This is a genomic window from uncultured Sphingosinicella sp. (genome assembly GCF_963974575.1).
Taxonomy (GTDB): Bacteria; Pseudomonadota; Alphaproteobacteria; order Sphingomonadales; family Sphingomonadaceae; genus Sphingosinicella.
The window spans coordinates 324,214-346,236 of record NZ_CAXBBQ010000004.1; the positions used below are offsets into that span (position 1 = coordinate 324,214).

Sequence of the window (22,023 nt, forward strand, 5' to 3'; positions counted from 1 at the left end):
GAATCGCTTGCTGGAAGGGCGCCGGCGGCAGCCCCCGTCGGTTGAGTCATTGGTCCTGGACCCTCTTCCCTTTTTCGAACGGCAGCGATCAGGCCGCGCCGCTCTCCCATGGCGCGAGACTAGCCCCGCGTCCGGCGCATTGAAAGAATGTTTCGGCGGTCAGGAGCGCGTTCGTCTTCGGCCTTCTTTTTTGACATCGCAGGCCGAAATCGCGGCCGCGCCACAACGGCGACACCGGATGGACCCGGCATCTGGAAACGCTATGCTGTGTTCAACCGGAGGCCCATGTCATGATCCGCGCTCTGATCGCCTTCACGCTCGCTCTCTCCGCTCCCGCCGCCGCGCAGAATACGCGTTCGCTGGACGGCAGCGTTTCGCCGCCTGCCTCCATCGATCAGCTCTCCTGGCTTGCAGGAAGCTGGGTTGGCACGGGAATGGGCGCGGCGGTGACGGAAACCTATTCCGCACCGCTCGGCGGCCGGATCACGGGCCATTTCGTCATGGCTGACGGCAAGGGCGGCATCGCGTTTACCGAAATCGTCGACTATGTCCCCGTCGGCCAGTCACTGGCCTATCGCGTGCGCCACTTCAACCCGGACATGACCGGCTGGGAGGATCAAACCGGCAAACCCGTGGTCTTTCCGCTCGTCGCCATCGAGAAGGACCGCTGGTTCTTCGACGGCATGACAATCGAACGCACCGGGCCCGATTCTCTCGTCATGTGGGTGAAAATCACCGAGAAAGGCACCGCAAAGGAAGTCCCGTTCCGCCTAATGCGCCAGCGCTGATCGAAGCGTGCTTCCCTTAAATTCAGCGCCCGGGGCGCCAGCGGATGCCGACCCAGAGCGTGCGCGGCTGGCCGCGATCGATGATGCCGTCGCTGGTGCGGCCGGCCTCGACATTCGCGTCTGCGAGATTTTCCGCCGCGAGGCGAAGCGAAAGCCCGTTGCCCAGCGGCGCTTCGGCGAAGGCATCGAGCGTCAGCGCCTCGTCCAGACGGAGCGTCTGCAGATCGTCCTCGTAGCGCACACCGTCGTAGCGGGCAGTGATACCGGCACTCCAACCGTCGACGCGCCAGCTTGCAGATGCGCTCGCCTGATGCTTCGGGGTCTGCGCGGGGCGCATACCGTCCAGCGCTGCGGACACGCCGCTCGCTTCCACCGTGGCATCGGTAAAGGCATAGGAGAGGCCGAGCGACCAGCGGCCGAGATCGAGGCCCGCATTCGCTTCGATGCCCCACGCCTCCACCGCGTCGAGATTGAGCCGCTGGCGATAAGCGCCCGCGACGAAGCCGACACCGGGGAACACGCCCGGCCCTTGCGCCAGCGTGACGTTGCCGATCGCGTTCTTGGCGCGGTTGTAGAAGACCGTGGCGGAGAGGTGCGCGGTGCTGAGCGGGCGGTAATCCAACCCCGCCTCGATGCCGCGCAGCCGTTCGGGCTTCAGCGCCGCGTTCGCGGCCGTCGCATCCGCGCCGACACGGAACGGCCGGTACAGCTCGTTGAGCGTCGGCACGCGGAAGCCGAGATACCCGGCGGTGCGCAACGTGAGCGCGGGGGTCGCCGAAAACGCAAGGCCGAGACGCCCGCTTGGCTCCGTGCCCGAACGCTTCGCGAAGTCCGTATCGGTGAGAACCGCGCCCGTCAGCTGCCGCTCGTCGAGATGGCCATTCGCGAGCGACCAGCGATCGAGGCGGACGCCGCCCGTGAGCAGCAGCGCGTCTGTCAGCCGCCAGTCGTCCTCAATGAAAACACCGTAAACATTGCTGTCGCCGCCCGCTTCGCGCTTGCGCGTGAAGGCGTTCGCCACCGGCGTGTAGAACTCCTTCGTCTCGCCGCTCGCGCCGCGCCAATCCGCGCCGAGACGCAGGGCATGAGCGCCGAGCGTGGGGCGGACTTCGACCTTCACGCCGTAGCCGGTCGCCGGAACAGCATACTGGTCAAGCACCGATGACGCGGTGTTCCGGTCATCCGCGATGCGGGCGAAGCGCGACGAGAAATCCCGCGTCTGAAGATAGGCAACCGCTTCCCACGGCAGCGTTCCGCGCGACACCAGCCGCACGCTCGCGTCCGTGCCGCTGTTCGCCGAATCGACGATATCGATGCCGCGCACGCGGTCGTCGGCGAACGCCGCGCCGCGAACCTGAAGCTCGGTCTGTTCGCCCACCGGCACGACGAAGCGCACCGCGCCGCCGTATTGCTCATAGGAGGCCGGGATATCGATGGCCCCGCGCTGCGAGCGCTTGAGGAGATGGAAACCGTCGCCGCGATCGTATCCGGCATCGAGCGCGATGAAGCCGCCGCCGAGCGGGACAGTCGCGCCCGCATAGGCCGCGACCGAATCGCGGCTGCCGTAGTCGATACCGACGACAGGCGTGCGGTCGCGCCCCACGCTCGACAGTTCGATGACGCCGGTGAGCGCGCCCGCGCCGAACGCGCCCGCACCGCCGCCCGTGGTGATGCGCACCGAAGAGAGGCTTTCGGGGCGAATCGCGGGCCACGGGATCCATCCCGCGAACGGATCTGCGACGGGCACGCCGTCGAGCAGCACCAGCGCGCGGCTCGAGGCGTTGCCGCCGATGCCGCGAAGCTGCGCGCCCTGGCTCGTCGGGTTCGCCGAGCGGCTGTCCGTGCGGCGGAACATCTGGAAGCCGGAGGCCGCCTCCAGCGCTGTTTCCAGCCCGCCCGGGACGTCCTGAAGCGCTGCGCCGTCCACGACCTGCACGGCATAGGCCTGCGAGCCTAGCGGCTGTTCGAGCGCATGGCCGGTCACCACGATCGTGTCATCGGCGGCCGCAGGATGCGCGAGGACGGCGGAGGCGAGCAAAAGGCAAAAACGATACCGCAAAATGGCGACCTGACTTTCTTTTCCGGAGGCGCATCTGCTAGCGAGCACCCCTCCCCCCGGCAACCGCCTATCGGCGAACGGCAAGAAGGCAAACCATCCGTGACCGTGTTCAACGACCGCACCACGCCCATGTCGCTGCTTCTCTCCCGCCGCTCCGGCAAGGCGCGCGACATGATCGCGCCCGGCCCGGATGAGGCGCAGCTGCGGCGCATCCTGAGCGCGGCAGCGCGCGTGCCCGACCATGGCAAGCTCGCGCCGTGGCGGTTCGTGATCGTGCCGGAAAGCGAGCGCGGTGCGCTCGGCGAGGCGCTGGACGCGATCTATTTGGCCGAGAAACCGGACGCCGGTCGCATCGAGCGCGAGGCGATCCGCGACTTCGCGCGGCAGGCACCCACGCTGGTCGTCACGCTCTTCCGTCCCAAACCCGAATCGCACATCCCGCTCGCCGAACAGGCCGCATCGGCTGCCGCCGCAACGATGACACTGGCGCACGCCGCGCACGCCGAGGGCTTCGTATCGTGCTGGCTGACGGGCTGGGCGGCCTATTCGGAGAGCGTGACGCGGCTTTTCGGCGAACCCGGCGACAGCATTGTCGGCTTCATGTTCCTCGGCACGCCGGGGAAACCGCTGGAAGAGCGCCCGCGCCCGGACCTCGAAGACGTCGTGAGTGTGTGGAGCGCGGGTTGACCGTGCTACTGTCTTATGGTTTTATAACACTATGTGGCAAACAACGCGTCCGATCTATGTGCAGATTCGCGATCTGATCGCGGCTGCGATCATTGACGGTGAGTACGGCGTCGGGGATTCGCTGCCTTCGGTGCGTGCGCTTGCCGCCGAACAGCAGGTGAACCCGCTTACCGTCTCCAAGGCGTATCAGGAGCTGCAGACCGCCGGGCTCGTCTCGGCGCGGCGCGGGCTCGGGCTGTTCGTGGAGCCGGGCGCGCGCGAACGGCTGGTCACCGATGAACGCAAGCAGTTCCTGACGCACGAGTGGCCGGCGATCCGCCGCCACATCGACCGGATCGGCTTGAAACCCGCGGAACTCTTCGATACCGCGGATGCGTGACACGCCCCTTTCTTGACGCGCTGCTCCCGGTGATCCGGGACGCGGCAACCCTCATCGAGCAAATCCGCGAAGCCGGCGCCGCATCGCGCACCAAGGCCGATCGCTCGCCCGTAACCGAAGCGGACGAGCGCGCCGAGGCGCTGATCGTCGCGGCGCTCCGGCAGATCGATCCCGACACGCAGATCGTGGGCGAGGAAGCCTGCGAGGCGGATGGCAAGCCCGCCATCGCCGAGCGCTTCTGGCTGATTGACCCGCTCGACGGCACCAAGAGCTTCCTCGACGGCGGGGCGGACTATTCGGTGAACATCGGCCTCATCGACAAAGGCAGCCCTGTGTTCGGCCTGGTGATGGCACCGCGCACGGGTACGATCTGGGCGGGCATCGTCGGCGACGGCGCGTGGCGGTTCGATGGCGACGCTAAAACGCCGATCCGCTGCCGGGCGCTTCCGGCGCGGCCCGTGGTCGTCACCAGCCGGTCGCACAACGACGATCGCACGATGGCCTATGTCGCGCGCATTCCCGGCGCGGACGTGAAGCCGAGCGGATCGTCGCTGAAGTTCTGCATGATCGCCGAGGGCGAGGCGGACGTGTATCCGCGCTTCGGGCCGACATCGGAGTGGGATACCTCGGCGGCGCACGCCGTGCTGCTCGCCGCGGGCGGCGCGATGGTCGATGCTGCGGGCGCGCCGTTCCGCTACGGCAAGGCGGATTACCTCAATGGGCCGTTCCTCGCGTGGGGCGACCCCGACGCCTACGCCGCGCTGCCTTCGATCACCGAATAGGTTGATACCGTTTCCGTGACGGCCGCGAGGACGCGCGGGTCGCGCGGGGCGTCAACAAGGGCTTCGAGCGCACGAGCGGCCTGGCCGCGCATCGTGCGGTAACGCCTCTCCAGACTGCGGAGCCGCTCGCGATCGCCCTGCCGGGCGGCGGCGACAGCGACGCGAAGGATCAGGCCTGCGTCCTGTGCGGTCGCCGCGCCTTCGGGCAGCAAGGGTTCGAGCCCGGCGATCACCGCTGGCCAGTCTTCCAGCTCCCACGCGGCTTCGGCACGCAGGATGTCAGCGTGGCGACCATCGATGCCCGCGAGCAGGGCGCGGGCCTCGGCCGCGCCGCCGGTGCGGATGCGCGCGGCGGCTTCCGCCTGACGGCGGCGCAGATCGAGATCGGCGGGAAGCGCGGCGCGCGTTTCCGCAAGGATGGCGAGCGCCCGCTGTGGATTGCCGCTCGCCACGAGGAGGTCGGCAAGCCGCACCGCGACGCTCGCCCGCGCCGTGCCTTCGAGGCGATGCGCGACCTGGTGATCGAGGAGGCGCGCGGCCTCCGCGAGGCGGCCCGCAGCCGCGAGACGCTCGGAAAGGCGGCGGATCAGGGCATCGGCCTCGGCGCCTTGGGGAGCATAATCGGGATACGCGCCCAGCAACGCCACGGCCTGATCGGGCGGCGCGTCTGCGACAGCAGCCGAGAACCGCTTCGAAAGGTCCGGGACACCGCCCGCAACCGCGCTCCACGCCGCGAAGGCGCCGGAAACGTCGCCGGTCGCATCCCGAAGACTCCCGAGCGCCATCAGCAGATCGCGCTCGGCAGCCCCGCCACGCCAGACATTATCGAGACTTTCAAGGCGGGCGAGCGCAGCTTTCGGGGTGAGACGTCCGGCCGCGACCTCGATTTCGGTGGCCGCAACCTCGGCCCGCAGCGCCGCGATCGGATTCGGCCCCGCCGCAGCGCGACGGAAATGCGCGAGCGCCGCCGGTGCATCGCCGCGCAGCGTGACGCCCCGCCAATATTCGGCCTCGCCCTGCTGGACCGGGGACAGCCCACCCATCCGGCGCAGCACCGCCGCAGCCGCAGCCATGTCGCCCGCCTCCGCATAGGTGCGCACGGCGGCCATCAGATAGGGCGCCCGCGCCGTGGCCGGAAGCGCTCCAAGCGCCGGAGCGGCGCAGCGATGCGCGGCGGCAACCCCGGCGTGGTCGCGCAGCCGCGCGGACGCGGCGAGGCGCTGAAGGCAGGCGGCGGGCACTTCGGCAAGCGTCGGCGTATCAAGCTCGGCCAACGCCGTTGCAGGGGCGCCGAGCGCGATGAGAACCTCGGCGCGCAGAAGACGGAATTCAGAGGTTTCCGCGCGGCGGGGTGAATCGGCGGCAAGCACGCCGAGCACGCCATCCGCCTCGGCATGGAGACCGGCGGCGGCATAGTCCTGCGCGAGCCGCCAGCGCCGTTCGGGGCGCTCGGCATCGGGCGCGACGCTGAGCGCCTGCAGCGCGGCGCGCACGTTCGGCGCGTCCCCCGACACGGGCGCGGGGATCGCCAGCGCGAGCATGGCGAACAGCAGCAAACGTCGGGGTGCGAGGCGCATGGCCTAGTCCTCGCCGCGCAGGCGGAACGTCTTTCCCGGCTGGGGTTCGGTTTCCCGGTCGGTGAGCCGCACCGCCACCTGATTGCCGGAGCGGCCCATGCGGCCATGCCCGATCGTGCGCCCGCCGCAGCGCAGCGCGACCGGGTGCTCCTCGCGCGTGCCGAAAAGCAGCGTCTGGCCGGGCTTGAAACCCATCACCTCGGCAAGCGTCATCTGTTGCTCGCCGAGAACCGCTTCGACCTCGACGCGGGTACGCTGAAGCTCCGACGCCAGATGCCGTTCCCATATTCTGTCGCGGCCGAACGTCTCGCCCGTGAAACGCTGAAGGAGCAGCGCGCGCACCGGCTCGAGCGTCGCATGGGGGATCATAAGATCAAGGAGCCCGCCGCGCTCATCGACCTCGATACGGAAGCGGGCGTTGACGGCGATGCTGGTGGGACGTGCGATCCCGGCGAAGCGCGGGTTGGTTTCGATCCGGTCGCGCTCGAACGCAACCGAAGCCAGCGGGGCGAAGGCGGCGCCGAGATCGCTCAGCACGACATCGATGAGGCGCGTGACGAGTTTCGTTTCGATCGCCGTGAAACCCCGCCCGCCGGTCCGCGCCGGGGGCACGCCGCGACGCCCGCCGAGCAGCACGTCGACCATCGCGAAGGCGAGGTCCGGGCGGACGATGAGCAGCGCCGAATTGTCCCACGCACGCGCCTGCGCGACGCCGATCAGCGAGGGTCGCGGCAGGTCGTTGAGGAACGCGCCGAAACGCACCGGGGCAACCGTTTCGATGGAGACCGAGACCGTATCGGAGGTGAGGCTGCGCAGGCTCGCCGTCATTAGCCGGACGAGGCGATCGAAGACCACATCGAGCATCGGCAGCCGCTCAGTGGAAACGAGACCGGCGTTGATGATGGCGTCGATGCCCGCCTGATCGGAGGCCGGTATCCCGCGCTGCGTTTCGCGCGTGTGCGCCGCCTGCTGCGCGGTGCGCTGCATCTGGTCCCGCGTCAGCGCCCACTCTGCCTCGATATCGTCGCGAAGCCAGGCCTCGGGGTCGAACTTCATGCTGCGGCTGGTCATTGCTGGATCAGCTCCTGCACCAGCACGTCGCTCGCCCGCCCCGGCCCGGCGCGGTTGATCCGCACCATCAGCTCTTCCTTGATGCGGTACGTGCCCGACGCGCCGCCGAGATCCTGCGGGTGCAGCGCGCGCAGATAGGACTGGAAGCCGTCGATCACCGCCGGAAGCCGGGCCTTGATCGCGGCGGCATCCTCGCGGCTCGCGGCCTCGATCACCACCTGCACCTTGAGGTAGCGACGTTCGCCGCCCTTCGTGCGGAGGTTCACGGTCATCGCCGGAACCTCGACATAATAGGGAATCGCGGGCGTCAGCACGCCGGGCGCCGACGCCCACTGAAGACCGTAAAGCGCGGCGACGATGGCCGCAGCGATCAGCGCAGCCGTGACAATACGCTTGCCGCTCCACCACTTGCGCGGCAAGGCAGCCTCCAGCGCGGCCAGTTCCTCCGGCCGTATGGCATCATCGATCGGCGTCATCGGCCCCGCCAGTTTGCAACCCAGTGGTGCAAACTAGCCGCTGCGTAGTTAACGAGGCGTTGCGCATGATGGACGCATGAGCGCGGGCAACCCCGCAGAGGGGCGTGGTTTTCCGTGACTTTCGCGTAACGATCTAGCCGCAGGCCAGACCGCGCTATTCGTCGCGCGTGATCTTCTCGTTGCGCTCGTGGCGTTCCTGCGCCTCGACCGTCATCGTGGCGATCGGGCGCGCATCGAGACGCTTCAGCGAAATCGGCTCGCCAGTCACCTCGCAATAGCCGTATTCGCCCGCATCGATGCGGCGCAGCGCAGCGTCGATCTTGTTGATCAGCTTGCGCTGCCGATCCCGCGCGCGCAACTCGATCGACCAGTCGGTCTCGCTCGAAGCGCGGTCGGTGGCGTCGGCTTCCTGCAGCGGCTCCTTCTGGAGCTGGGCGAGCGTTTCCTTCGCTTCGCGATGGATGTCGTCCTTCCAATCGAGAAGCTTCTTGCGGAAATACGCCAGCTGCAGCGGATTCATGAAAGGCTCGTCCTCCGAAGGGACATAGCCTTGCGGCAATTCGATGCCGTTCGCGGCAGCCGATTTCAGATTATCGTCGTCGTCGGCCAGGACGGACATTCCTTCAACCGTATCGATCATTTAACGCAACTCCTGCCCCGACCGTTCGGCCCGCGAGCTCGTGAGGCGCGCGCGAAACGACCGCTCCCGGCGCGGGCTATACCGTCCGTATCTGCACGCGGCAAGCGGCTAGATGAGTGCCGCGCAAATTCAATCGCCGAACTGTTGCAGGACCGTCGATATTAAGACTTTGCTAACCTTTTCCGCGCCATCGTCGCGCGATGTTCATGGCTCCCATCTCTCGCCGGCGCGTGTTGGCACTCAGCGCGCTCAAGACGGCTTTCATCGCGGCAATCGCGCTTGGACCGGTGATCGCTCAGCACTTTGTCTGAGCAGGCTTGAGGCCGCGAAAAACCGGTGCTAAGCGCGACATCCATGAACGCCACCGCCCCGAAAGACGCATTCGTCCCCGAAATCCGCTATGTCGACAGCACGCGCGTGTCGTGCGACGGCGACGAGGGACCGCTCGGCCATCCCCGCGTCTACATGGAGATGGAGCACGGCTTCGTCGATTGCGGCTATTGCGATCGGCGCTTCATCCTTTCGGGCGGACCCGCCGACACACGTGACAAATAAAGGCTTAGCGCCCATATCGGGCGTATGACCGACCCAACCCGCCTGTTTTATTCGCAGCTCGACCCCTCTCACGCCGAGCGCATCGTCGCCGACGTTCTCGCCGGCACCGACGACGGCGAGCTCTACATGCAACACACGGTCGCCGAGAGCTTCAGCTTTGACGACGGCCGCATGAAATCCGCCAGCTTCGACACGACGCAGGGCTTCGGCCTGCGCGGCGTTTCGGGCGAGACCACCGCCTTCGCGCACGCCAACGAGATCAGCGAGGCCGCGATCCGGCGCGCGGGCGAAACCGTGGCGCTGGTGCGCGGCGGGCATGGTGGTACGCTGGCTGCCCCGCCTGCACGGACCAACCGCAAGCTCTACGTGGACGACGACCCGATCAGCGCGATTCCCTTCGCGCGCAAGGTTGCGCTGCTGGAGCGAATCGACGCCGCAGCGCGGGCACGCGATCCGCGCGTGGTGCAGGTCTCGGCCTCGCTCACCGCGAGCTGGTCCGCGATCGAGATTCTGCGCGGCGACGGATTCCGCGCGTCCGACATCCGGCCGCTGGTGCGGATCAACGTGCAGATCGTCGCGGAGAAGGACGGGCGGCGCGAGACCGGATTCCACGGCGTCGGCGGACGCTACCTCTACGACCAGCTGTTCGAGGACGCGACGTGGGAGCGCGCCATCGACATCGCGCTCGCGCAGGCGCTGGTGAACCTCGACGCGGTCGCCGCGCCGGCGGGCGAAATGACCGTGGTGCTGGGGCCGGGCTGGCCGGGCGTGCTTCTGCACGAAGCGGTCGGCCACGGGCTGGAAGGCGATTTCAACCGCAAGGGCGCATCCACCTTTTCCGGCAAGCTCGGCGAGCGCGTGGCGTCGCCCGGCGTCACGATCGTGGACGACGGCAGCATCGAGCACCGGCGCGGGTCGCTCACCATCGATGACGAAGGGACGCCGACCGGCCGCACCGTGCTGATCGAGGACGGCATCCTGAAGGGCTACATGCAGGACCGGCTGAACGCGCGGCTGATGGGCGTGGCGCCCACCGGCAACGGCCGCCGCGAAAGCTTCGCGCACGCGCCGATGCCGCGCATGACGAATACGTTCATGCTCGCGGGCAAGGACGACCCGGCCGAGATTCTCTCCCGCGCCAAATCGGGCATCTATGCGAAGAGCTTCGGCGGCGGACAGGTGGACATCACCAGCGGCAAGTTCGTGTTTTCCTGCACCGAAGCCTACCGGATCGAAAACGGCAAACTCGGCGCCCCGATCAAGGGCGCGACGCTGATCGGATCGGGACCGGAAGCGATGCAGAAGGTCGTCGCCATCGGCAACGATCTCGAACTCGACGAAGGCGTCGGCATCTGCGGCAAGGGCGGACAATCGGTGCCTGCGGGCGTTGGCCAGCCCACGTTGATGCTGGAAGGCTTGACGGTGGGCGGCACCGCCGCCTGAGACGGAAGGAGAGCGGGCACATGGCGGACTTCTTCGACGCACTGACGGACGACCATATCGCGTTCATCACACGCCAGCCCGTGTTCTTCGTGGCGACCGCCGCGCCGGACGCACGCATCAACCTCAGCCCCAAAGGCTATGATTGCTTCCGCGTGCTGGGGCCGAAGCGCGTCGCCTATCTCGATCTCGGCGGATCGGGGAACGAGACGCACGCACACCTCGCGGCGGACGGGCGCATCACGCTGATGTTCTGCGCATTCGACAATCCCGCGCTCATCTTCCGCATTTACGGGCACGGGCGGCCTGTGCTGCCGCAGGACGCGGAGTGGGACGCGCTCGCGGCGCATTTCACGATCCTGCCCGGCACACGGCAGATCTTCGACATCACGGTGGAGAGCACGCAGACGAGCTGCGGCTGGGGCGTGCCGCACATGACGCTGGAGCGCGAACGGCCCACGCTGGTGAAGTACCACAAGCAGGCTGGCAACGATCCATCCGCCTGGGTGAAGCGCCGCGCCGACCGCACGCGAAGCATCGACGGACTGCCAGTCCGCGTCACCGACCGCTACGTGAGCGAGGACGCCTGATGCCGCTCGCGATGGTGCGCGAGTATTCGACCCGCATCGATGCCGATGTCGCCCGCCTTGCGCTCGAAGCGGAGGGGATTCCGGCAGTGCTTTTCGATGCGGGCGTGTCGAGCCTTGGGCTTGGGCCGATCGCTTCGGCGCGGCTGATGGTCGATGAAAGCGACGTCGATCGCGCAAAAGCGATTCTGGACCGGGCCGGCGATTAAACTTTCGTCAACCTCCTCGCCTAGAATCTAGGCGACACCTCTTCATCGCCTAATTTTTAATCACAAACTGACGGCTACGACGGTGGAGTCGTCCGTTTTGCTGCGCTGCAGCAGTTGGCACGCATCATGCAAATCGCCTCCCCGGCACAAACACACAGGAGGGGGCAAGGCATGAAGCTGATCATTGCTATCATCAAGCCATTCAAGCTCGACCCGGTGCGCGAAGCCCTGAGCGACATCGGCGTGCAGGGACTGACCGTGACGGAGGTGAAGGGTTACGGGCGCCAGAAGGGGCACACGGAAGTGTACCGCGGCGCCGAATACACCGTGAACATGGTTCCGAAGCTGAAGCTCGAGATCGTCACCGCCGACGACCTTGCTCCGCGTGTGGTTGAAACCATCTCCGCCGCCGCCGCGACCGGAAGCATCGGCGACGGCAAGATCTTCACGATCGATGTCGGCGGCGCCGTGCGCATCCGCACCGGCGAGACCAACGAAACCGCTCTTTAGAACTGGGGGTAAGGAATGAAACCAACTCTTGGATTGGCGGGACGCGCGCTGGCTTTCAGCGCCCCCCTGCTGTTTTCACTGCCGGCCTTCGCACAGGAAGCGGCTGCGGCCGTGCCGGTTCCCGACAAGGGCGACACCGCCTGGATGATCGTGGCGACAGTGCTCGTCATGGCGATGATCGTCCCCGGCCTCGCGCTGTTCTATGGTGGCCTCGTCCGCACCAAGAACATGCTCTCGGTGCTCACCCAGATCATCGCCGTGGCGAGCCTCGCCATGATCCTCTGGGTGATGTTCGGCTACGGCCTCGCGTTCGGCGGCGACGCCAACCAGTTCCTCTCGACGGGCAAGTTCTTCCTTGCCGGCGTGACAGCCGACTCCACGGCCGCGACCTTCACGGACGGGGTCGTGATCCCGGAATTCGTGTTCGTCGCCTTCCAGATGACCTTCTCGGCGATCACCGTCGCGCTCGTCGTCGGCGGCCTTGTCGAGCGCATGAAGTTCTCGGGCCTGATGGTCTTCGCCATCGTCTGGCTGTTCATCGTCTACTACCCAATCGCACACATGGTCTGGTATCTCGGCGGCACGGATGAGGCGACCGGCCTGATCTTCGGCTGGGGCGCGCTGGACTTCGCCGGCGGTACGGTCGTCCACATCAATGCCGGTGTCTCGGCGCTGGTCGGCGCGATCATCCTCGGCAAGCGCATCGGGTACCAGAAGGAAGTCATGGCGCCGCACTCGCTGACCATGACGCTGATCGGCACGGGTCTCCTGTGGGTGGGCTGGTTCGGCTTCAACGCCGGTTCGGCTCTTGAAGCGAATGGTTCGGCGGGCCTCGCGCTCATCAACACCTTCGTCGCCACGGCTGCGGCGGTGCTGTTCTGGATGCTCACCGAGCGCGCGCTCGGCCACAAGAGCTCGCTGCTCGGTGCCTGCTCGGGCGCCATCGCGGGCCTCGTGGCAATCACGCCGGCGGCGGGCAACTCCGGTCCGTTCGGCGCCATCCTGCTCGGCGCCATCGCAGCCGTCGCCTGCTGCATCTTCGTCATGAAGATCAAGGCAAAGCTCGGCTTCGACGACTCGCTCGACGCGTTCGGCATCCACGGCGTGGGCGGCATCATTGGCTCGATCCTCACGGCGGTGACCATGCTCCCGTCGCTCGGCGGACCGGGCGGTGAAGACTACGCCATGGGCGCCCAGCTCATCATCCAGATCCAGGCGGTCGTGGTCGCCATCATCTGGGCAGCGGTGGGCTCGGCAATTGCCTTTGGTATCGCTAAGGTCGTCACCGGCCTCCGCGTCACCGAGGAAGTCGAGCGCGAGGGTCTCGACCTCGGCGAACACGGCGAACGCGCCTACAACTACTGAGTTTAGTACCTGCGTAAATCCCGGGGCGGTGTGGGCAACCACGCCGCCCCTCTCCTTTTCGGATCAGATATCCGAAGGTTTGCGGCGCAGCGCCTTCACCTTGCCGCGCCCGGTCTTGGCGTCGGTGCGGCGCGCCTTCGCCGCCTTGCCCGGCTTCGTCTTGACGCGCGGCGTCGGCGGCACGGCGGCTTCCGAGAGCAGCGCGACAAGACGCGCCTCCGCATCCTCGCGGTTCATCTCCTGCGTACGGAAGCGATCGGCGCGCAGCACGATCACCCCCTCCAGCGTCAGCCGCCGCCCCGCGAGCCGCGCAGCCCGGCGTTTCACCGCCTCGGGCAGCGACGGCGCACGCGCGAGATCGAAACGCAGCTCGACCGCAGTCGAAACCTTGTTGACGTTCTGCCCGCCGGGGCCGCTCGCGCGGATGAAACTGAGCGTGATCTCGGATGGATCGATGGCGAGCCCGCGCCCGATGGAGATCATTCGGCGGGCTCTGCCGAGAGCCGCGCCTGCCGCTCCGCCCAACGCGCCTTGATCGTCTCCGACGTGTCGCGGCTGCCGTCGTGGCTCCAGCCCGGCGGCTTCACCATGTAGTTCCAGCGCGCCGCCCACGTGGGCGCGTGCCACACGTCCTTCGCGATGCCGATCCATTCGTGGAACGCCGTCCAAAACACATTGAAGCTGCCGAGGTTCTTCACGATGCCGTAGCGGCAGGGCTCGTCGTCGCGCTCGGGCTCGAACGTGCCGAACATCTTGTCCCAGATGATGAACATGCCCGCGTAATTCTTGTCGAGATAGCGCGGGTTCGTCGCGTGATGGACGCGGTGGTGCGAGGGCGTGTTCATCACCGCCTCGAACCAGCGCGGCATCCGGCCGACGACTTCGGTGTGAATCCAGAACTGGTAGACGAGGTTGATCGCCGACGCGAACAGCACCATCGCCGGATCGAACACAAGAAACAGCGGCATCCGGAATATGAACGCGAGCGCGAAGAAACCCGTCCACGTCTGCCGGAGCGCCGTGGAGAGATTATAGTGCTGGCTCGAATGGTGGATGACGTGCGCCGCCCAGAACCAGCGTACGCGGTGCGCGCTGCGGTGGAATACGTAATAAGCAAGATCGTCGGCGAGGATGCAGAGCGCAAACACCCACCAGTGCCAGCCGAGATCGAGAAACGCGAACTGGTGCAGCCAGTAAGCCGCCGCGATCACCGCCCCGCCCGTGATGAGGCCGGCGATCGTGCTGCCGAAGCCCATGACGAGCGACGTGGCGGTATCGCGCCACTCATACTCGCCGCGTCCGCCGAAACGCACCCAAAGCACCTCTGCCACCATCAGCAAGATGAACGCCGGAATGGCGAGCGCAACGGGATCGGGCAAGTCCATCGATCTTATCCAGCCTGTGCCCGCAGCCGCGCGGCAAGCGTTTCCGCCGCTTCCGCGCCGATCCGCAGGCGAACCGCGCCGAACATGGGATCACCGCTCTCCACGATCAAGTCAGCGCTTTCGACAGTCACCTGCACCGGTGCGGCGAGACCCCGCACCGCCCAGTGCGATCCGTGCGGCTTGATGAGCGCGAAGCGCCCGCCCTGCCCCAAAACCAGCGCGCCGCCGTCTGCGCCGACCGCGACATCCTCCGCCGCGAACCCGGCAAGCGTGAACTCGGCGAGATCGGCCGCGGCCTTCGCATCGAGGCCCGCCGCCGGACGCTGCACGCCAAGCCAGCGCGCCAGCAGGACCACGAGCGCGATGCCGCCGATCGAGATCAGCGTCTGGCCGAGCATGATGCTACCGCGCAGCCATCTGCCGCATGACGCCATAGATCGGCGACAGATCATATCCCACGGCGCGCGCAGCCTGCGCCAGCGCATCGGCATCCTTGCCCGCCGACGCTTCGGCGAGGCCCCAGAGCATCGTCGAGCGCGTGCCCGAACGGCAGAACATCAGCGTGTTCCGGCCTTCGAGCGCCTTGCGCACCGCCTCGATCATGTCAGGCGTGATGCCGCCGTGCGACATCGGGATATAGGCGTAAGCGAGCCCTTCGGCCGCCGCCGCCGCCGCGATCGTTTCGCCCGGCGGCTGATCGGGCGCTTCGCCATCGGGCCGGTTGTTGATGATCGCGGTGAAGCCCGCCGCCTTCGCGGCGCCGACATCGGCAGCCGTGATCTGCGGCGCGACCGAAACGGTTTCGCTGAGCTTCAGGAACATGGTTTCCTCCAAAAGACCGGGCACAGGCGTGCATGATATTCATGCCTCGTCTATCCTGCGCAGACGAGACTGGCGACTAAAACAGTAGGGGAGGCGCCCTATCAACATTCCCAATCTGCTGACCGTCTTAAGGCTGCTGCTCGTGGTGCCGATGGCGCTGTACCTGATTTCGGGTGATCTGACGCGCGCGGGCATCCTCTTCGCTGTCGCCGCCATCACCGATGCGGTGGACGGCTGGATCGCGCGGCGGTGGAACAGCATCACGACGTTCGGGCGGCTGATGGACCCGGTTGCCGACAAGCTGCTCGTCGGCACGGCCATCGCGCTCTTGTGGTGGACGGGACTGCTTCCCGGCTGGTTCGCGCTCGTCGTCGCAGTGCGCGAGAGCTTTGTGCTTGCCGCAAGCGTCTGGGCCCGGGCGCGCGGACACGCCGACGAACTGCGCCCCGGCCTTTTCGGCAAGGCGGGAAACGCGGTGCAAATGCTGCTGGTGGCGCTGATCCTGCTGCCGCTGCCCGACGCGCTGAAGGCCCCGGCTTTTCTGCAAGTCCTGATGATTGCAGCAACTTTCCTGACGATCGTTTCGGCCGTCCACTATGCGCAGCGCTGGAAACGCGCCCGGCACGGAACGGATGCGTAATGTCCCGCCTGCCAAGCGCTCCACCCGGCTTTCGGGGTGCACGCGATTGAAACCGTCATCATTTGCAGGGCATGAGCGGCCCGCGCGGTCGATGGGCACGCGCGGCATGACGACAATGACGAGGTCTGCGGACATGACACTGAGACTTGCTCTGGCAGCCGCCCTCGCAACGGGCTCGGCCGGCGCATCGGCGGCGACGCTCGCAGTCGGGGGCAACGGCGCCTATGCGACGCTGACGGAAGCCTCGCGCGACGCGAAGGCCGGTGACACCATCGTCCTTGCGCCCGGGATCTACGCAGGCGCGCGCTTCCATGCCGACGGGCTCACCATCCGCGCCGCGGCGAACGCCGTGCCGGGCAGCGTCGTGGTGAACGGCGACACCGTGGCCGGCAAGGGGCTGTTCGTGATCGCCGGGGATGACGTGACGATCGCGGGACTCACATTCGAAGGCGCCCGCGCGGCAGACGGAAACGGCGCGGGAATCCGTGCCGAAGGCCGCAACCTCAGCGTGACCGACGCTCGCTTTATCGGGAACGAGATGGGAATCCTTGCGAACAGCGTGGGTGGCGTGCTGACCGTGCGCCGTTCGCGCTTCACGGAGACGGCAAGCCGCGCGCCGGACCGCGTGGGCCATGCCGTTTATGCGAACGGCATCGCACGGCTGGTGGTGACGGGATCGACGTTCGAGCGAGGCGCGCGCGGCCATTACATCAAATCCCGCGCGCTCGACACGCGGATCACGGGCAACCGGATCGACGACACAAACGGCTCGGCCTCCTACCTCATCGATCTGCCGGAGGGCGGCGCAGCGACGATCAGCGGCAATTTGCTGGTGAAGGGGCCCAACCCGGACAATTGCTGCACGGCCATTGCCTACGGCTTCGAGATGCGGAAGGGCGGCAGCTACGTCAATCCGCCGGGGCCCGTGCGCGTGAGCGGCAACCGCTTCGTGAACCGCTCGCCGGGTATCGTGACATTCTTCGTCAACCGCTCTGTGCCCGCCAATGCCGCGACGCTCTCCGACAATGAGCTGGTCGAGGAGCAAGGCCCGATCGTCGCGGCCACGGGGCGCGCAACAGTGAACGGAGAGGCAGCCGCCACAAGCTATATTTCGAACGCTGCGACCTTCGCGGAAATGGCCCTGAAACCGCCGATGTCGGGCATATTCGCGCTGCTTGGCTTCGGGCTTGCGGGTATCATCGTGGGGCGCAGAAAACCCGCCACGCGCTGAACGCGGAAGGGGCGAGAAGCCCCTCCCGTACGCCCATTACTTTTTCGGTAAATGCCGGTGCACGATGGAGCGCTTGCGGTTTGCGATGAGGCCGCTCCACTCTTCGAGCAGCTTTTCGGAAGCTTCCTTGCTGCCGGTCAGTTTGTGGAGTTCCGCGAACCAGGCGACGTCGTCGGGCGAATACTGCCATTCGATGTCGGCCCCGCTTTTCATCGGCCAGACGAGCACGTCGTCCCAATCGCCGTACTGCACGTGGTATTCTTCGGGGATCGGGGTCTTCGAAGCCACGGACGCGGGATCGAAATATTTCTTCACGATCTCGTAGGCGCGTTCGCCCTTGCCTTCCTTGTACTTCACGAACTCCATGACGTGATACGAGACGTTCTCGCGCTTTTTCGCCGTGTCCTGCGCGGCGACGGGTGAGGCAACGACAAACGCGGACGCAACGCAAAGCGAGACAAATTTCCGGTAGGTCATGACGTGTCTCCCCTGTTTGGAGACGGGGAGACATATCACGGTTTCGGTTCGGGTCCGAATCGGACCGCGCAGACGCGGGGGCGCTTACTCCGCCGCTTCGGCAAGCCCTGCGGGCGGCATGTTGTGGCCGAGAAGGCGCAGCACGTCCGCCGCGCACTCGACGACGTTGGTGCCGGGGCCGTAGATGCCCTGAACGCCCGCATCGCGCAGGAAGTCGTAATCCTGCGGCGGGATGACGCCGCCTGCGATCACCTTGATGTCGCTGCGGCCCTGCTCGCGCAGACCGCGGATCAGCTCGGGGATCAGCGTCTTGTGGCCGGCGGCGAGCGACGAGGCGCCGACGACATCGACGCCGGTTTCGAGCGCAAGCACCACGGTTTCCTCAGGCGTCTGGAAGAGCGGCCCGGAGACCACGTCGAAGCCCATGTCGCCGAAGGCCGACGCGATGACGTTCGCGCCGCGATCGTGCCCGTCCTGGCCCATCTTGGCGACGAGGAGCTTGGGCTTGCGGCCGAGACGGCGTTCTACGGCCTTGACGCCTTCCACAACCTGGTCCCAGCGGTTGTCGCCCTTGTAGGGCGCAGCGTACACGCCCTTCACCGGCGTCGGCGTCGTGCCGTAGCGCTGGAAGCTCTCCTCCATTGCCGACGAGATTTCGCCGAGCGTTGCGCGCGCGCGCGCGGCTTCGACGGCGAGCGCGAGGAGGTTGTTCTCGATGCTGGAAGGCTTCGCCGCGCCATCGCGCAGCGCCTCGAGCGCGGCGCGGCAGGCCGCATCATCGCGCGCAGCCTTCACGGCGTTGATGCGCGCGATCTGGCCCTGACGGACCTTGTCGTTATCGACCTCGAGCGTCTCCAGAAGGTCTTCATTGGCGAGCCGGTATTTGTTGACGCCGACGATCACGTCCTCGGCGCGGTCGACACGCGCCTGACGCGCGGCGGCGGCCTCTTCGATCATTGCCTTCGGCCAGCCCGCCGCCACGGCCTTCGCCATGCCGCCTTCGGCCTCGACACGCTCGATGATCTCCCACGCCTTGTCGACGAGGTCCTGCGTCAGCGCCTCGACATAGTAAGAGCCGCCGAGCGGATCGACGACCTTCGTCATCCCCGTCTCTTCCTGGATCACGATCTGCGTGTTGCGCGCGATGCGGGCCGAGAAATCGGTGGGCAGCGCGATCGCCTCATCAAGCGCGTTGGTGTGCAGCGACTGCGTTCCGCCCAGCATCGCGGCCATCGCCTCGATCGTCGTGCGGATCACGTTGTTGTAGGGGTCTTGCTCGGTCAGCGACACGCCGGAGGTCTGGCAGTGCGTGCGCAGCATCTTCGAGCGCTCGTCCTTCGCGCCGAGGTTCGTCATCACCCGGTGCCAGAGCACGCGTGCGGCGCGCAGCTTCGCGATTTCCATGAAGAAGTTCATGCCGATCGCGAAGAAGAACGACAGCCGCCCCGCGAACTTGTCGATATCGAGCCCGGAGGCGACGCCGTAGCGCACGTATTCGGCGCCGTCCGCGATGGTGAAGGCGAGTTCCTGCACCTGCGTCGCGCCGGCTTCCTGCATGTGGTAGCCGGAAATCGAGATGCTGTTGAACTTCGGCATCTCCCGCGAGGTGTAGCCGAAGATGTCGGAGATGATCCGCATCGAAGGCTCCGGCGGGTAGATGTAGGTGTTGCGGACCATGAACTCCTTCAGGATGTCGTTCTGGATGGTGCCGTCGAGCAGCTTCCGGTCGACGCCCTGCTCCTCGCCCGCGACGATGAAGAAGGCGAGGATGGGGATCACCGCGCCGTTCATCGTCATCGAGACGGACATCTGATCGAGCGGGATGCCGTCGAACAGGATCTTCATGTCCTCGACCGAATCGATCGCGACACCCGCCTTGCCCACGTCGCCGACGACGCGCGGGTGATCCGAATCATAGCCGCGGTGCGTGGCGAGGTCGAAGGCCACCGACAGGCCCTTCTGCCCGGCGGCGAGGTTGCGGCGGTAGAAGGCGTTTGATTCTTCGGCGGTGGAGAAACCGGCATACTGGCGGATCGTCCACGGCCTCCCTGCGTACATCGAGGCGCGCACGCCGCGCGTGAACGGCGCGAAGCCGGGAAGGCCCGGGTCGGTGGCGACATCCTCGGCCGTGTAGAGGGGCTTCACGACGATGCCCTCGGGCGTCTGCCAATCGAGGCTCTTGCCCTTCACTTCCTTGTCGGCGAGCGCCTTCCAGGCGTCCAGCGTCGGCTTTTCCGTCATCAAACTCTCCGTAATCCCCGTCGCCCGGCTCAGGACAGCGTGACGTCCGTCACGCGCGCGGAAGCGCCGCCCTTGCCATCGGCTTCAAATCGGACTGTCACGGTCGCGCGGCGACCGCAAGCCACAAAGTCCCACGCCTCGCTCCAGCCGCCCGCGAAGCGCGTGCCGAACTGCATGGGTGAAAGATCCCCGTCCGTCGCCGCGATCCGCGCCTGGCGCATCCCGACGCTCGTCACCTCGCACGAGGGTTGCTGCTGCTTTGCGCGGTCGTAGGCGGCCTTGGCGGCGAGCTTGCTCGTCTCGCGCATCTGGCTCGGCGTCGAGATCGCCTCGCCGCGATTGACGACGAGCAACAGATTCCGCCCGTCGCTTTCGGCGATGTAGAGGTAGCGCAGCAGCGGCGTTTCGGCGCAGTCGGTGCGCGCATAGAACGTCCACGCGCCGACGAATGCCCCAGCCTTCAGCCCTTCGCTCACCAGCCGGTCGGCGGTGGCGGGCTGAAGCCCATAGGGCTCGGTGCGCGTGAGCGTTTTGCAGGCCTGCGTCGTGGTGGACCAGCGAGCGCGGTCGAGCACCTCCTTGCCCAAGGCATCGAGATCAGGCGCACGTGCCGCCGCGGCACTCTCCTTCGCGGCGAACCATTCGGCGGGAACGCCCGGCACGTCAGCCGCCTCCTGCGCCATAGCGGGCGCGGCAAGCAGCAGAATGAAAGGGATCAGGCTGCGCATGGTCCGCGCTATATCGCCACCCGGCGGCAGGGTCGATTCCTAAAGCGCGGCCTGAACGGCGAGCCCCAGGCCTACGCCGATCAGCAGCAGCCAGCCGATGCCGAGCTTCCAGCGCCATGCGACAAGGCCAAGCACCCCCGTGAGCGCCAGCGCGGCAACGTCGAGGCTCGCCCAGTCCGGCAGAACAGCATCGAACGGTCCAGCATCAAGCCGCGCGGTGCGCGCGAACAGGAAATGCACGGCGAACCAGAGGCCGAGATTGGCGATGACGCCCACAACCGCCGCCGTGATCGCCCCGAGTGCGCTTGCAAGCGCGCGATTGCCGCGCAGCCGCTCGATGTGGGGCGCACCCGCGAAGATCCAGAGGAAACACGGCGCAAACGTCACCCATGTCGTGAGCAGCGCGCCGAGGACGCCCGCACCGATCGAACCGCCGCCCTCGCGCCACGCCGCGATGAAGCCGACGAACTGCGTGACGAGGATCAGCGGTCCGGGCGTGGTTTCGGCAAGGCCGAGCGCATCCATCATTTCGCCGGGGCGCATCCAGCCGAAACCGCCGACAACGACGTCGGCCATGTAGGAGAGCACCGCATAAGCGCCCCCGAAGGTGATGACCGCGAGCCACGAGAAGAAGCGCGCGATCTCCGCGTAGACGCTGCCCGGCAGCAGCAGCCAGAGCAGACCGAGCGGTGCGAGCCAGAGGACGGCGAGGCTGACAATCGCCAGCGGCGAACTGCGGCGCGGGGCCATGTCGAGCGCGGTATCGCCCGGCGCGCGGGCGAACAGCGTCGAGCCGCGCCGTCCCGCCACGTAGCCGATCAGGCCCGCCCCCAGCACCACGACCGGAAACGGCACGCCGAACAGGAACAGCGCCGCGAATGCGAGCACGGCAAGCAGCCGGGCGACCCCCGAACCGAGCGCACGGCGGCCGACACGTTCGAGCGCCTCCACGACGATAATCAGCACCGCCGCCTTCAGGCCGAACAGCAGGCCCTCGACCGCCGGAACCTGCCCAAGCGTGACGTAGAGCACCGAAAGTCCGAGCATGACGAGCATCCCGGGCAGGATGAACAGCAGCCCCGCGACGAGCCCGCCGCGCACCCCGTGCAACAGCCAGCCCACATAGGTCGCAAGCTGCTGCGCCTCCGGCCCCGGCAGCAACATGCAGAAGTTGAGCGCGTGCAGGAACTGCGCCTCGCCCACCCATTTCTTCTCGTCGACCAGCATCCGGTGCATCAGCGCAATCTGCGCCGCCGGGCCGCCGAACGACAGCACGCCGATCCGCGCCCAGACGCGCGCGGCTTCTGAAAACGAAACGGAGGGGACAGGCTCGCTCACGCCGCTTCTGTCGCACGCCCCCCTCGCCTTTGCCAT

At 67.0% G+C, this 22,023-nt stretch carries 25 protein-coding genes; 12 read left to right on the plus strand and 13 right to left on the minus strand.

Annotation, left to right across the window (positions count from 1 at the left end; all coding sequences use genetic code 11):
- Window positions 1-290 precede the first annotated feature (290 nt).
- Window positions 291-788, plus strand: coding sequence for a DUF6265 family protein (locus tag AAC014_RS09550; RefSeq protein WP_339707486.1), 498 nt, complete (start codon window positions 291-293; stop codon window positions 786-788).
- A 22-nt stretch (window positions 789-810) separates the two neighbouring features.
- Here AAC014_RS09550 and AAC014_RS09555 read toward each other — a convergent pair whose 3' ends face one another.
- Entirely contained in the window at window positions 811-2,847 is a 2,037-nt protein-coding gene (locus tag AAC014_RS09555) for a TonB-dependent receptor (RefSeq protein WP_339707489.1), read from the minus strand.
- A 105-nt stretch (window positions 2,848-2,952) separates the two neighbouring features.
- Here AAC014_RS09555 and AAC014_RS09560 point away from each other — a divergent pair, with 105 nt between their 5' ends.
- The 3 genes from AAC014_RS09560 to cysQ are packed head-to-tail and all read left to right on the plus strand — an operon-like array spanning window position 2,953 to window position 4,695.
- The gene (locus tag AAC014_RS09560; RefSeq protein WP_339707884.1) at window positions 2,953-3,534 is read left to right on the plus strand and encodes a nitroreductase family protein; all 582 of its coding nucleotides are present in this window, start codon (window positions 2,953-2,955) and stop codon (window positions 3,532-3,534) included.
- 58 nt (window positions 3,535-3,592) lie between these two features.
- Window positions 3,593-3,913: a GntR family transcriptional regulator gene (locus AAC014_RS09565; protein ID WP_339707492.1), complete on the plus strand. Its 321-nt coding sequence runs from the start codon at window positions 3,593-3,595 to the stop codon at window positions 3,911-3,913.
- Window positions 3,910-4,695: a 3'(2'),5'-bisphosphate nucleotidase CysQ gene (gene cysQ / locus AAC014_RS09570; protein ID WP_339707495.1), complete on the plus strand. Its 786-nt coding sequence runs from the start codon at window positions 3,910-3,912 to the stop codon at window positions 4,693-4,695. Before AAC014_RS09565 ends, cysQ begins: the two co-directional genes overlap by 4 nt.
- Here the strand turns inward: cysQ and AAC014_RS09575 are convergent.
- From AAC014_RS09575 to dksA, 4 genes are all read right to left on the minus strand, one after another.
- A complete protein-coding gene (locus AAC014_RS09575) occupies window positions 4,665-6,272 on the minus strand; it encodes a hypothetical protein (RefSeq protein ID WP_339707498.1) in 1,608 nt (535 codons plus the stop codon). The genes cysQ and AAC014_RS09575 overlap by 31 nt on opposite strands.
- Window positions 6,273-6,275: 3 nt before the next feature.
- Window positions 6,276-7,343: a flagellar motor switch protein FliM gene (gene fliM / locus AAC014_RS09580; RefSeq protein WP_339707501.1), complete on the minus strand. Its 1,068-nt coding sequence runs from the start codon at window positions 7,341-7,343 to the stop codon at window positions 6,276-6,278.
- Window positions 7,340-7,819, minus strand: a complete 480-nt coding sequence (locus AAC014_RS09585) for a flagellar basal body-associated FliL family protein (protein WP_339707503.1) — start codon at window positions 7,817-7,819, stop codon at window positions 7,340-7,342. The genes fliM and AAC014_RS09585 overlap by 4 nt, the downstream gene beginning before the upstream one ends.
- A gap of 154 nt (window positions 7,820-7,973) precedes the next feature.
- Window positions 7,974-8,438 carry an RNA polymerase-binding protein DksA gene (dksA, locus tag AAC014_RS09590; RefSeq protein WP_121052532.1) on the minus strand — a complete coding sequence of 155 codons (465 nt, stop codon included), beginning with the start codon at window positions 8,436-8,438 and terminating at the stop codon, window positions 7,974-7,976.
- Window positions 8,439-8,813: 375 nt separating this feature from the next.
- On the opposite strand from dksA, the gene AAC014_RS09595 reads away from it, so the two are divergent.
- From AAC014_RS09595 to AAC014_RS09620, 6 genes are all read left to right on the plus strand, one after another.
- Window positions 8,814-9,014: a zinc-finger domain-containing protein gene (locus tag AAC014_RS09595; RefSeq protein ID WP_121052190.1), complete on the plus strand. Its 201-nt coding sequence runs from the start codon at window positions 8,814-8,816 to the stop codon at window positions 9,012-9,014.
- Window positions 9,015-9,038: 24 nt separating this feature from the next.
- Entirely contained in the window at window positions 9,039-10,457 is a 1,419-nt protein-coding gene (tldD, locus tag AAC014_RS09600; RefSeq protein WP_339707510.1) for a metalloprotease TldD, read from the plus strand.
- A gap of 20 nt (window positions 10,458-10,477) precedes the next feature.
- Window positions 10,478-11,044, plus strand: a complete 567-nt coding sequence (locus tag AAC014_RS09605; RefSeq protein ID WP_339707513.1) for a pyridoxamine 5'-phosphate oxidase family protein — start codon at window positions 10,478-10,480, stop codon at window positions 11,042-11,044.
- Window positions 11,044-11,250, plus strand: a complete 207-nt coding sequence (locus AAC014_RS09610) for a DUF2007 domain-containing protein (protein WP_339707516.1) — start codon at window positions 11,044-11,046, stop codon at window positions 11,248-11,250. The genes AAC014_RS09605 and AAC014_RS09610 overlap by 1 nt, the downstream gene beginning before the upstream one ends.
- 171 nt (window positions 11,251-11,421) lie before the next feature.
- Window positions 11,422-11,760 (plus strand): P-II family nitrogen regulator, encoded by a 339-nt coding sequence (locus AAC014_RS09615; protein WP_339707518.1) that lies wholly within the window; start codon window positions 11,422-11,424, stop codon window positions 11,758-11,760.
- A gap of 15 nt (window positions 11,761-11,775) precedes the next feature.
- Entirely contained in the window at window positions 11,776-13,125 is a 1,350-nt protein-coding gene (locus tag AAC014_RS09620; RefSeq protein ID WP_339707521.1) for an ammonium transporter, read from the plus strand.
- A gap of 63 nt (window positions 13,126-13,188) precedes the next feature.
- On the opposite strand, the gene arfB is transcribed toward AAC014_RS09620, so the two are convergent.
- Genes arfB through AAC014_RS09640 form a run of 4 tightly spaced genes read right to left on the minus strand, consistent with a single transcriptional unit; the run spans window position 13,189 to window position 15,332 of the window.
- Complete coding sequence (arfB, locus tag AAC014_RS09625; protein ID WP_339707524.1) at window positions 13,189-13,608, minus strand: alternative ribosome rescue aminoacyl-tRNA hydrolase ArfB; 420 nt, start codon at window positions 13,606-13,608, stop codon at window positions 13,189-13,191.
- On the minus strand, window positions 13,605-14,510 hold the full coding sequence (locus AAC014_RS09630) for a sterol desaturase family protein (protein WP_339707527.1): 906 nt from the start codon (window positions 14,508-14,510) through the stop codon (window positions 13,605-13,607). The genes arfB and AAC014_RS09630 overlap by 4 nt, the downstream gene beginning before the upstream one ends.
- 5 nt (window positions 14,511-14,515) lie before the next feature.
- Window positions 14,516-14,908 (minus strand): hypothetical protein, encoded by a 393-nt coding sequence (locus AAC014_RS09635; protein ID WP_339707530.1) that lies wholly within the window; start codon window positions 14,906-14,908, stop codon window positions 14,516-14,518.
- A 4-nt stretch (window positions 14,909-14,912) separates the two neighbouring features.
- Entirely contained in the window at window positions 14,913-15,332 is a 420-nt protein-coding gene (locus tag AAC014_RS09640; RefSeq protein WP_339707533.1) for a TIGR01244 family sulfur transferase, read from the minus strand.
- Window positions 15,333-15,447: 115 nt separating this feature from the next.
- Here AAC014_RS09640 and AAC014_RS09645 point away from each other — a divergent pair, with 115 nt between their 5' ends.
- Window positions 15,448-15,972, plus strand: coding sequence for a CDP-alcohol phosphatidyltransferase family protein (locus AAC014_RS09645; RefSeq protein WP_339707890.1), 525 nt, complete (start codon window positions 15,448-15,450; stop codon window positions 15,970-15,972).
- A gap of 106 nt (window positions 15,973-16,078) precedes the next feature.
- Entirely contained in the window at window positions 16,079-17,203 is a 1,125-nt protein-coding gene (locus tag AAC014_RS09650) for a right-handed parallel beta-helix repeat-containing protein (RefSeq protein ID WP_339707536.1), read from the plus strand.
- Between the two features lie 36 nt (window positions 17,204-17,239).
- On the opposite strand, the gene AAC014_RS09655 is transcribed toward AAC014_RS09650, so the two are convergent.
- From AAC014_RS09655 to chrA, 4 genes are all read right to left on the minus strand, one after another.
- Window positions 17,240-17,680, minus strand: coding sequence for a hypothetical protein (locus AAC014_RS09655; RefSeq protein ID WP_121052213.1), 441 nt, complete (start codon window positions 17,678-17,680; stop codon window positions 17,240-17,242).
- Window positions 17,681-17,764: 84 nt separating this feature from the next.
- Complete coding sequence (gene scpA / locus AAC014_RS09660) at window positions 17,765-19,921, minus strand: methylmalonyl-CoA mutase (RefSeq protein WP_339707541.1); 2,157 nt, start codon at window positions 19,919-19,921, stop codon at window positions 17,765-17,767.
- A 29-nt stretch (window positions 19,922-19,950) separates the two neighbouring features.
- Entirely contained in the window at window positions 19,951-20,649 is a 699-nt protein-coding gene (locus AAC014_RS09665) for a hypothetical protein (RefSeq protein ID WP_339707544.1), read from the minus strand.
- Window positions 20,650-20,688: 39 nt separating this feature from the next.
- Window positions 20,689-22,023 carry a chromate efflux transporter gene (chrA, locus tag AAC014_RS09670; protein WP_339707547.1) on the minus strand — a complete coding sequence of 445 codons (1,335 nt, stop codon included), beginning with the start codon at window positions 22,021-22,023 and terminating at the stop codon, window positions 20,689-20,691.

Bases quoted from the DNA above. Each gene is read 5' to 3' on its own strand.
- AAC014_RS09630 (WP_339707527.1), bottom strand. From the start codon at position 14,510: ATGGACTTGCCCGATCCCGTTGCGCTCGCCATTCCGGCGTTCATCTTG.
- AAC014_RS09575 (WP_339707498.1), bottom strand. From the start codon at position 6,272: ATGCGCCTCGCACCCCGACGTTTGCTGCTGTTCGCCATGCTCGCGCTG.
- AAC014_RS09550 (WP_339707486.1), top strand. From the start codon at position 291: ATGATCCGCGCTCTGATCGCCTTCACGCTCGCTCTCTCCGCTCCCGCC.
- AAC014_RS09665 (WP_339707544.1), bottom strand. From the start codon at position 20,649: ATGCGCAGCCTGATCCCTTTCATTCTGCTGCTTGCCGCGCCCGCTATG.
- AAC014_RS09650 (WP_339707536.1), top strand. From the start codon at position 16,079: ATGACGACAATGACGAGGTCTGCGGACATGACACTGAGACTTGCTCTG.
- tldD (WP_339707510.1), top strand. From the start codon at position 9,039: ATGACCGACCCAACCCGCCTGTTTTATTCGCAGCTCGACCCCTCTCAC.
- arfB (WP_339707524.1), bottom strand. From the start codon at position 13,608: ATGATCTCCATCGGGCGCGGGCTCGCCATCGATCCATCCGAGATCACG.
- AAC014_RS09610 (WP_339707516.1), top strand. From the start codon at position 11,044: ATGCCGCTCGCGATGGTGCGCGAGTATTCGACCCGCATCGATGCCGAT.
- AAC014_RS09620 (WP_339707521.1), top strand. From the start codon at position 11,776: ATGAAACCAACTCTTGGATTGGCGGGACGCGCGCTGGCTTTCAGCGCC.
- AAC014_RS09595 (WP_121052190.1), top strand. From the start codon at position 8,814: ATGAACGCCACCGCCCCGAAAGACGCATTCGTCCCCGAAATCCGCTAT.
- AAC014_RS09655 (WP_121052213.1), bottom strand. From the start codon at position 17,680: ATGACCTACCGGAAATTTGTCTCGCTTTGCGTTGCGTCCGCGTTTGTC.
- AAC014_RS09615 (WP_339707518.1), top strand. From the start codon at position 11,422: ATGAAGCTGATCATTGCTATCATCAAGCCATTCAAGCTCGACCCGGTG.
- dksA (WP_121052532.1), bottom strand. From the start codon at position 8,438: ATGTCCGTCCTGGCCGACGACGACGATAATCTGAAATCGGCTGCCGCG.
- AAC014_RS09605 (WP_339707513.1), top strand. From the start codon at position 10,478: ATGGCGGACTTCTTCGACGCACTGACGGACGACCATATCGCGTTCATC.
- fliM (WP_339707501.1), bottom strand. From the start codon at position 7,343: ATGACCAGCCGCAGCATGAAGTTCGACCCCGAGGCCTGGCTTCGCGAC.
- AAC014_RS09585 (WP_339707503.1), bottom strand. From the start codon at position 7,819: ATGACGCCGATCGATGATGCCATACGGCCGGAGGAACTGGCCGCGCTG.
- AAC014_RS09635 (WP_339707530.1), bottom strand. From the start codon at position 14,908: ATGCTCGGCCAGACGCTGATCTCGATCGGCGGCATCGCGCTCGTGGTC.
- scpA (WP_339707541.1), bottom strand. From the start codon at position 19,921: ATGACGGAAAAGCCGACGCTGGACGCCTGGAAGGCGCTCGCCGACAAG.
- AAC014_RS09640 (WP_339707533.1), bottom strand. From the start codon at position 15,332: ATGTTCCTGAAGCTCAGCGAAACCGTTTCGGTCGCGCCGCAGATCACG.
- chrA (WP_339707547.1), bottom strand. From the start codon at position 22,023: ATGGCAAAGGCGAGGGGGGCGTGCGACAGAAGCGGCGTGAGCGAGCCT.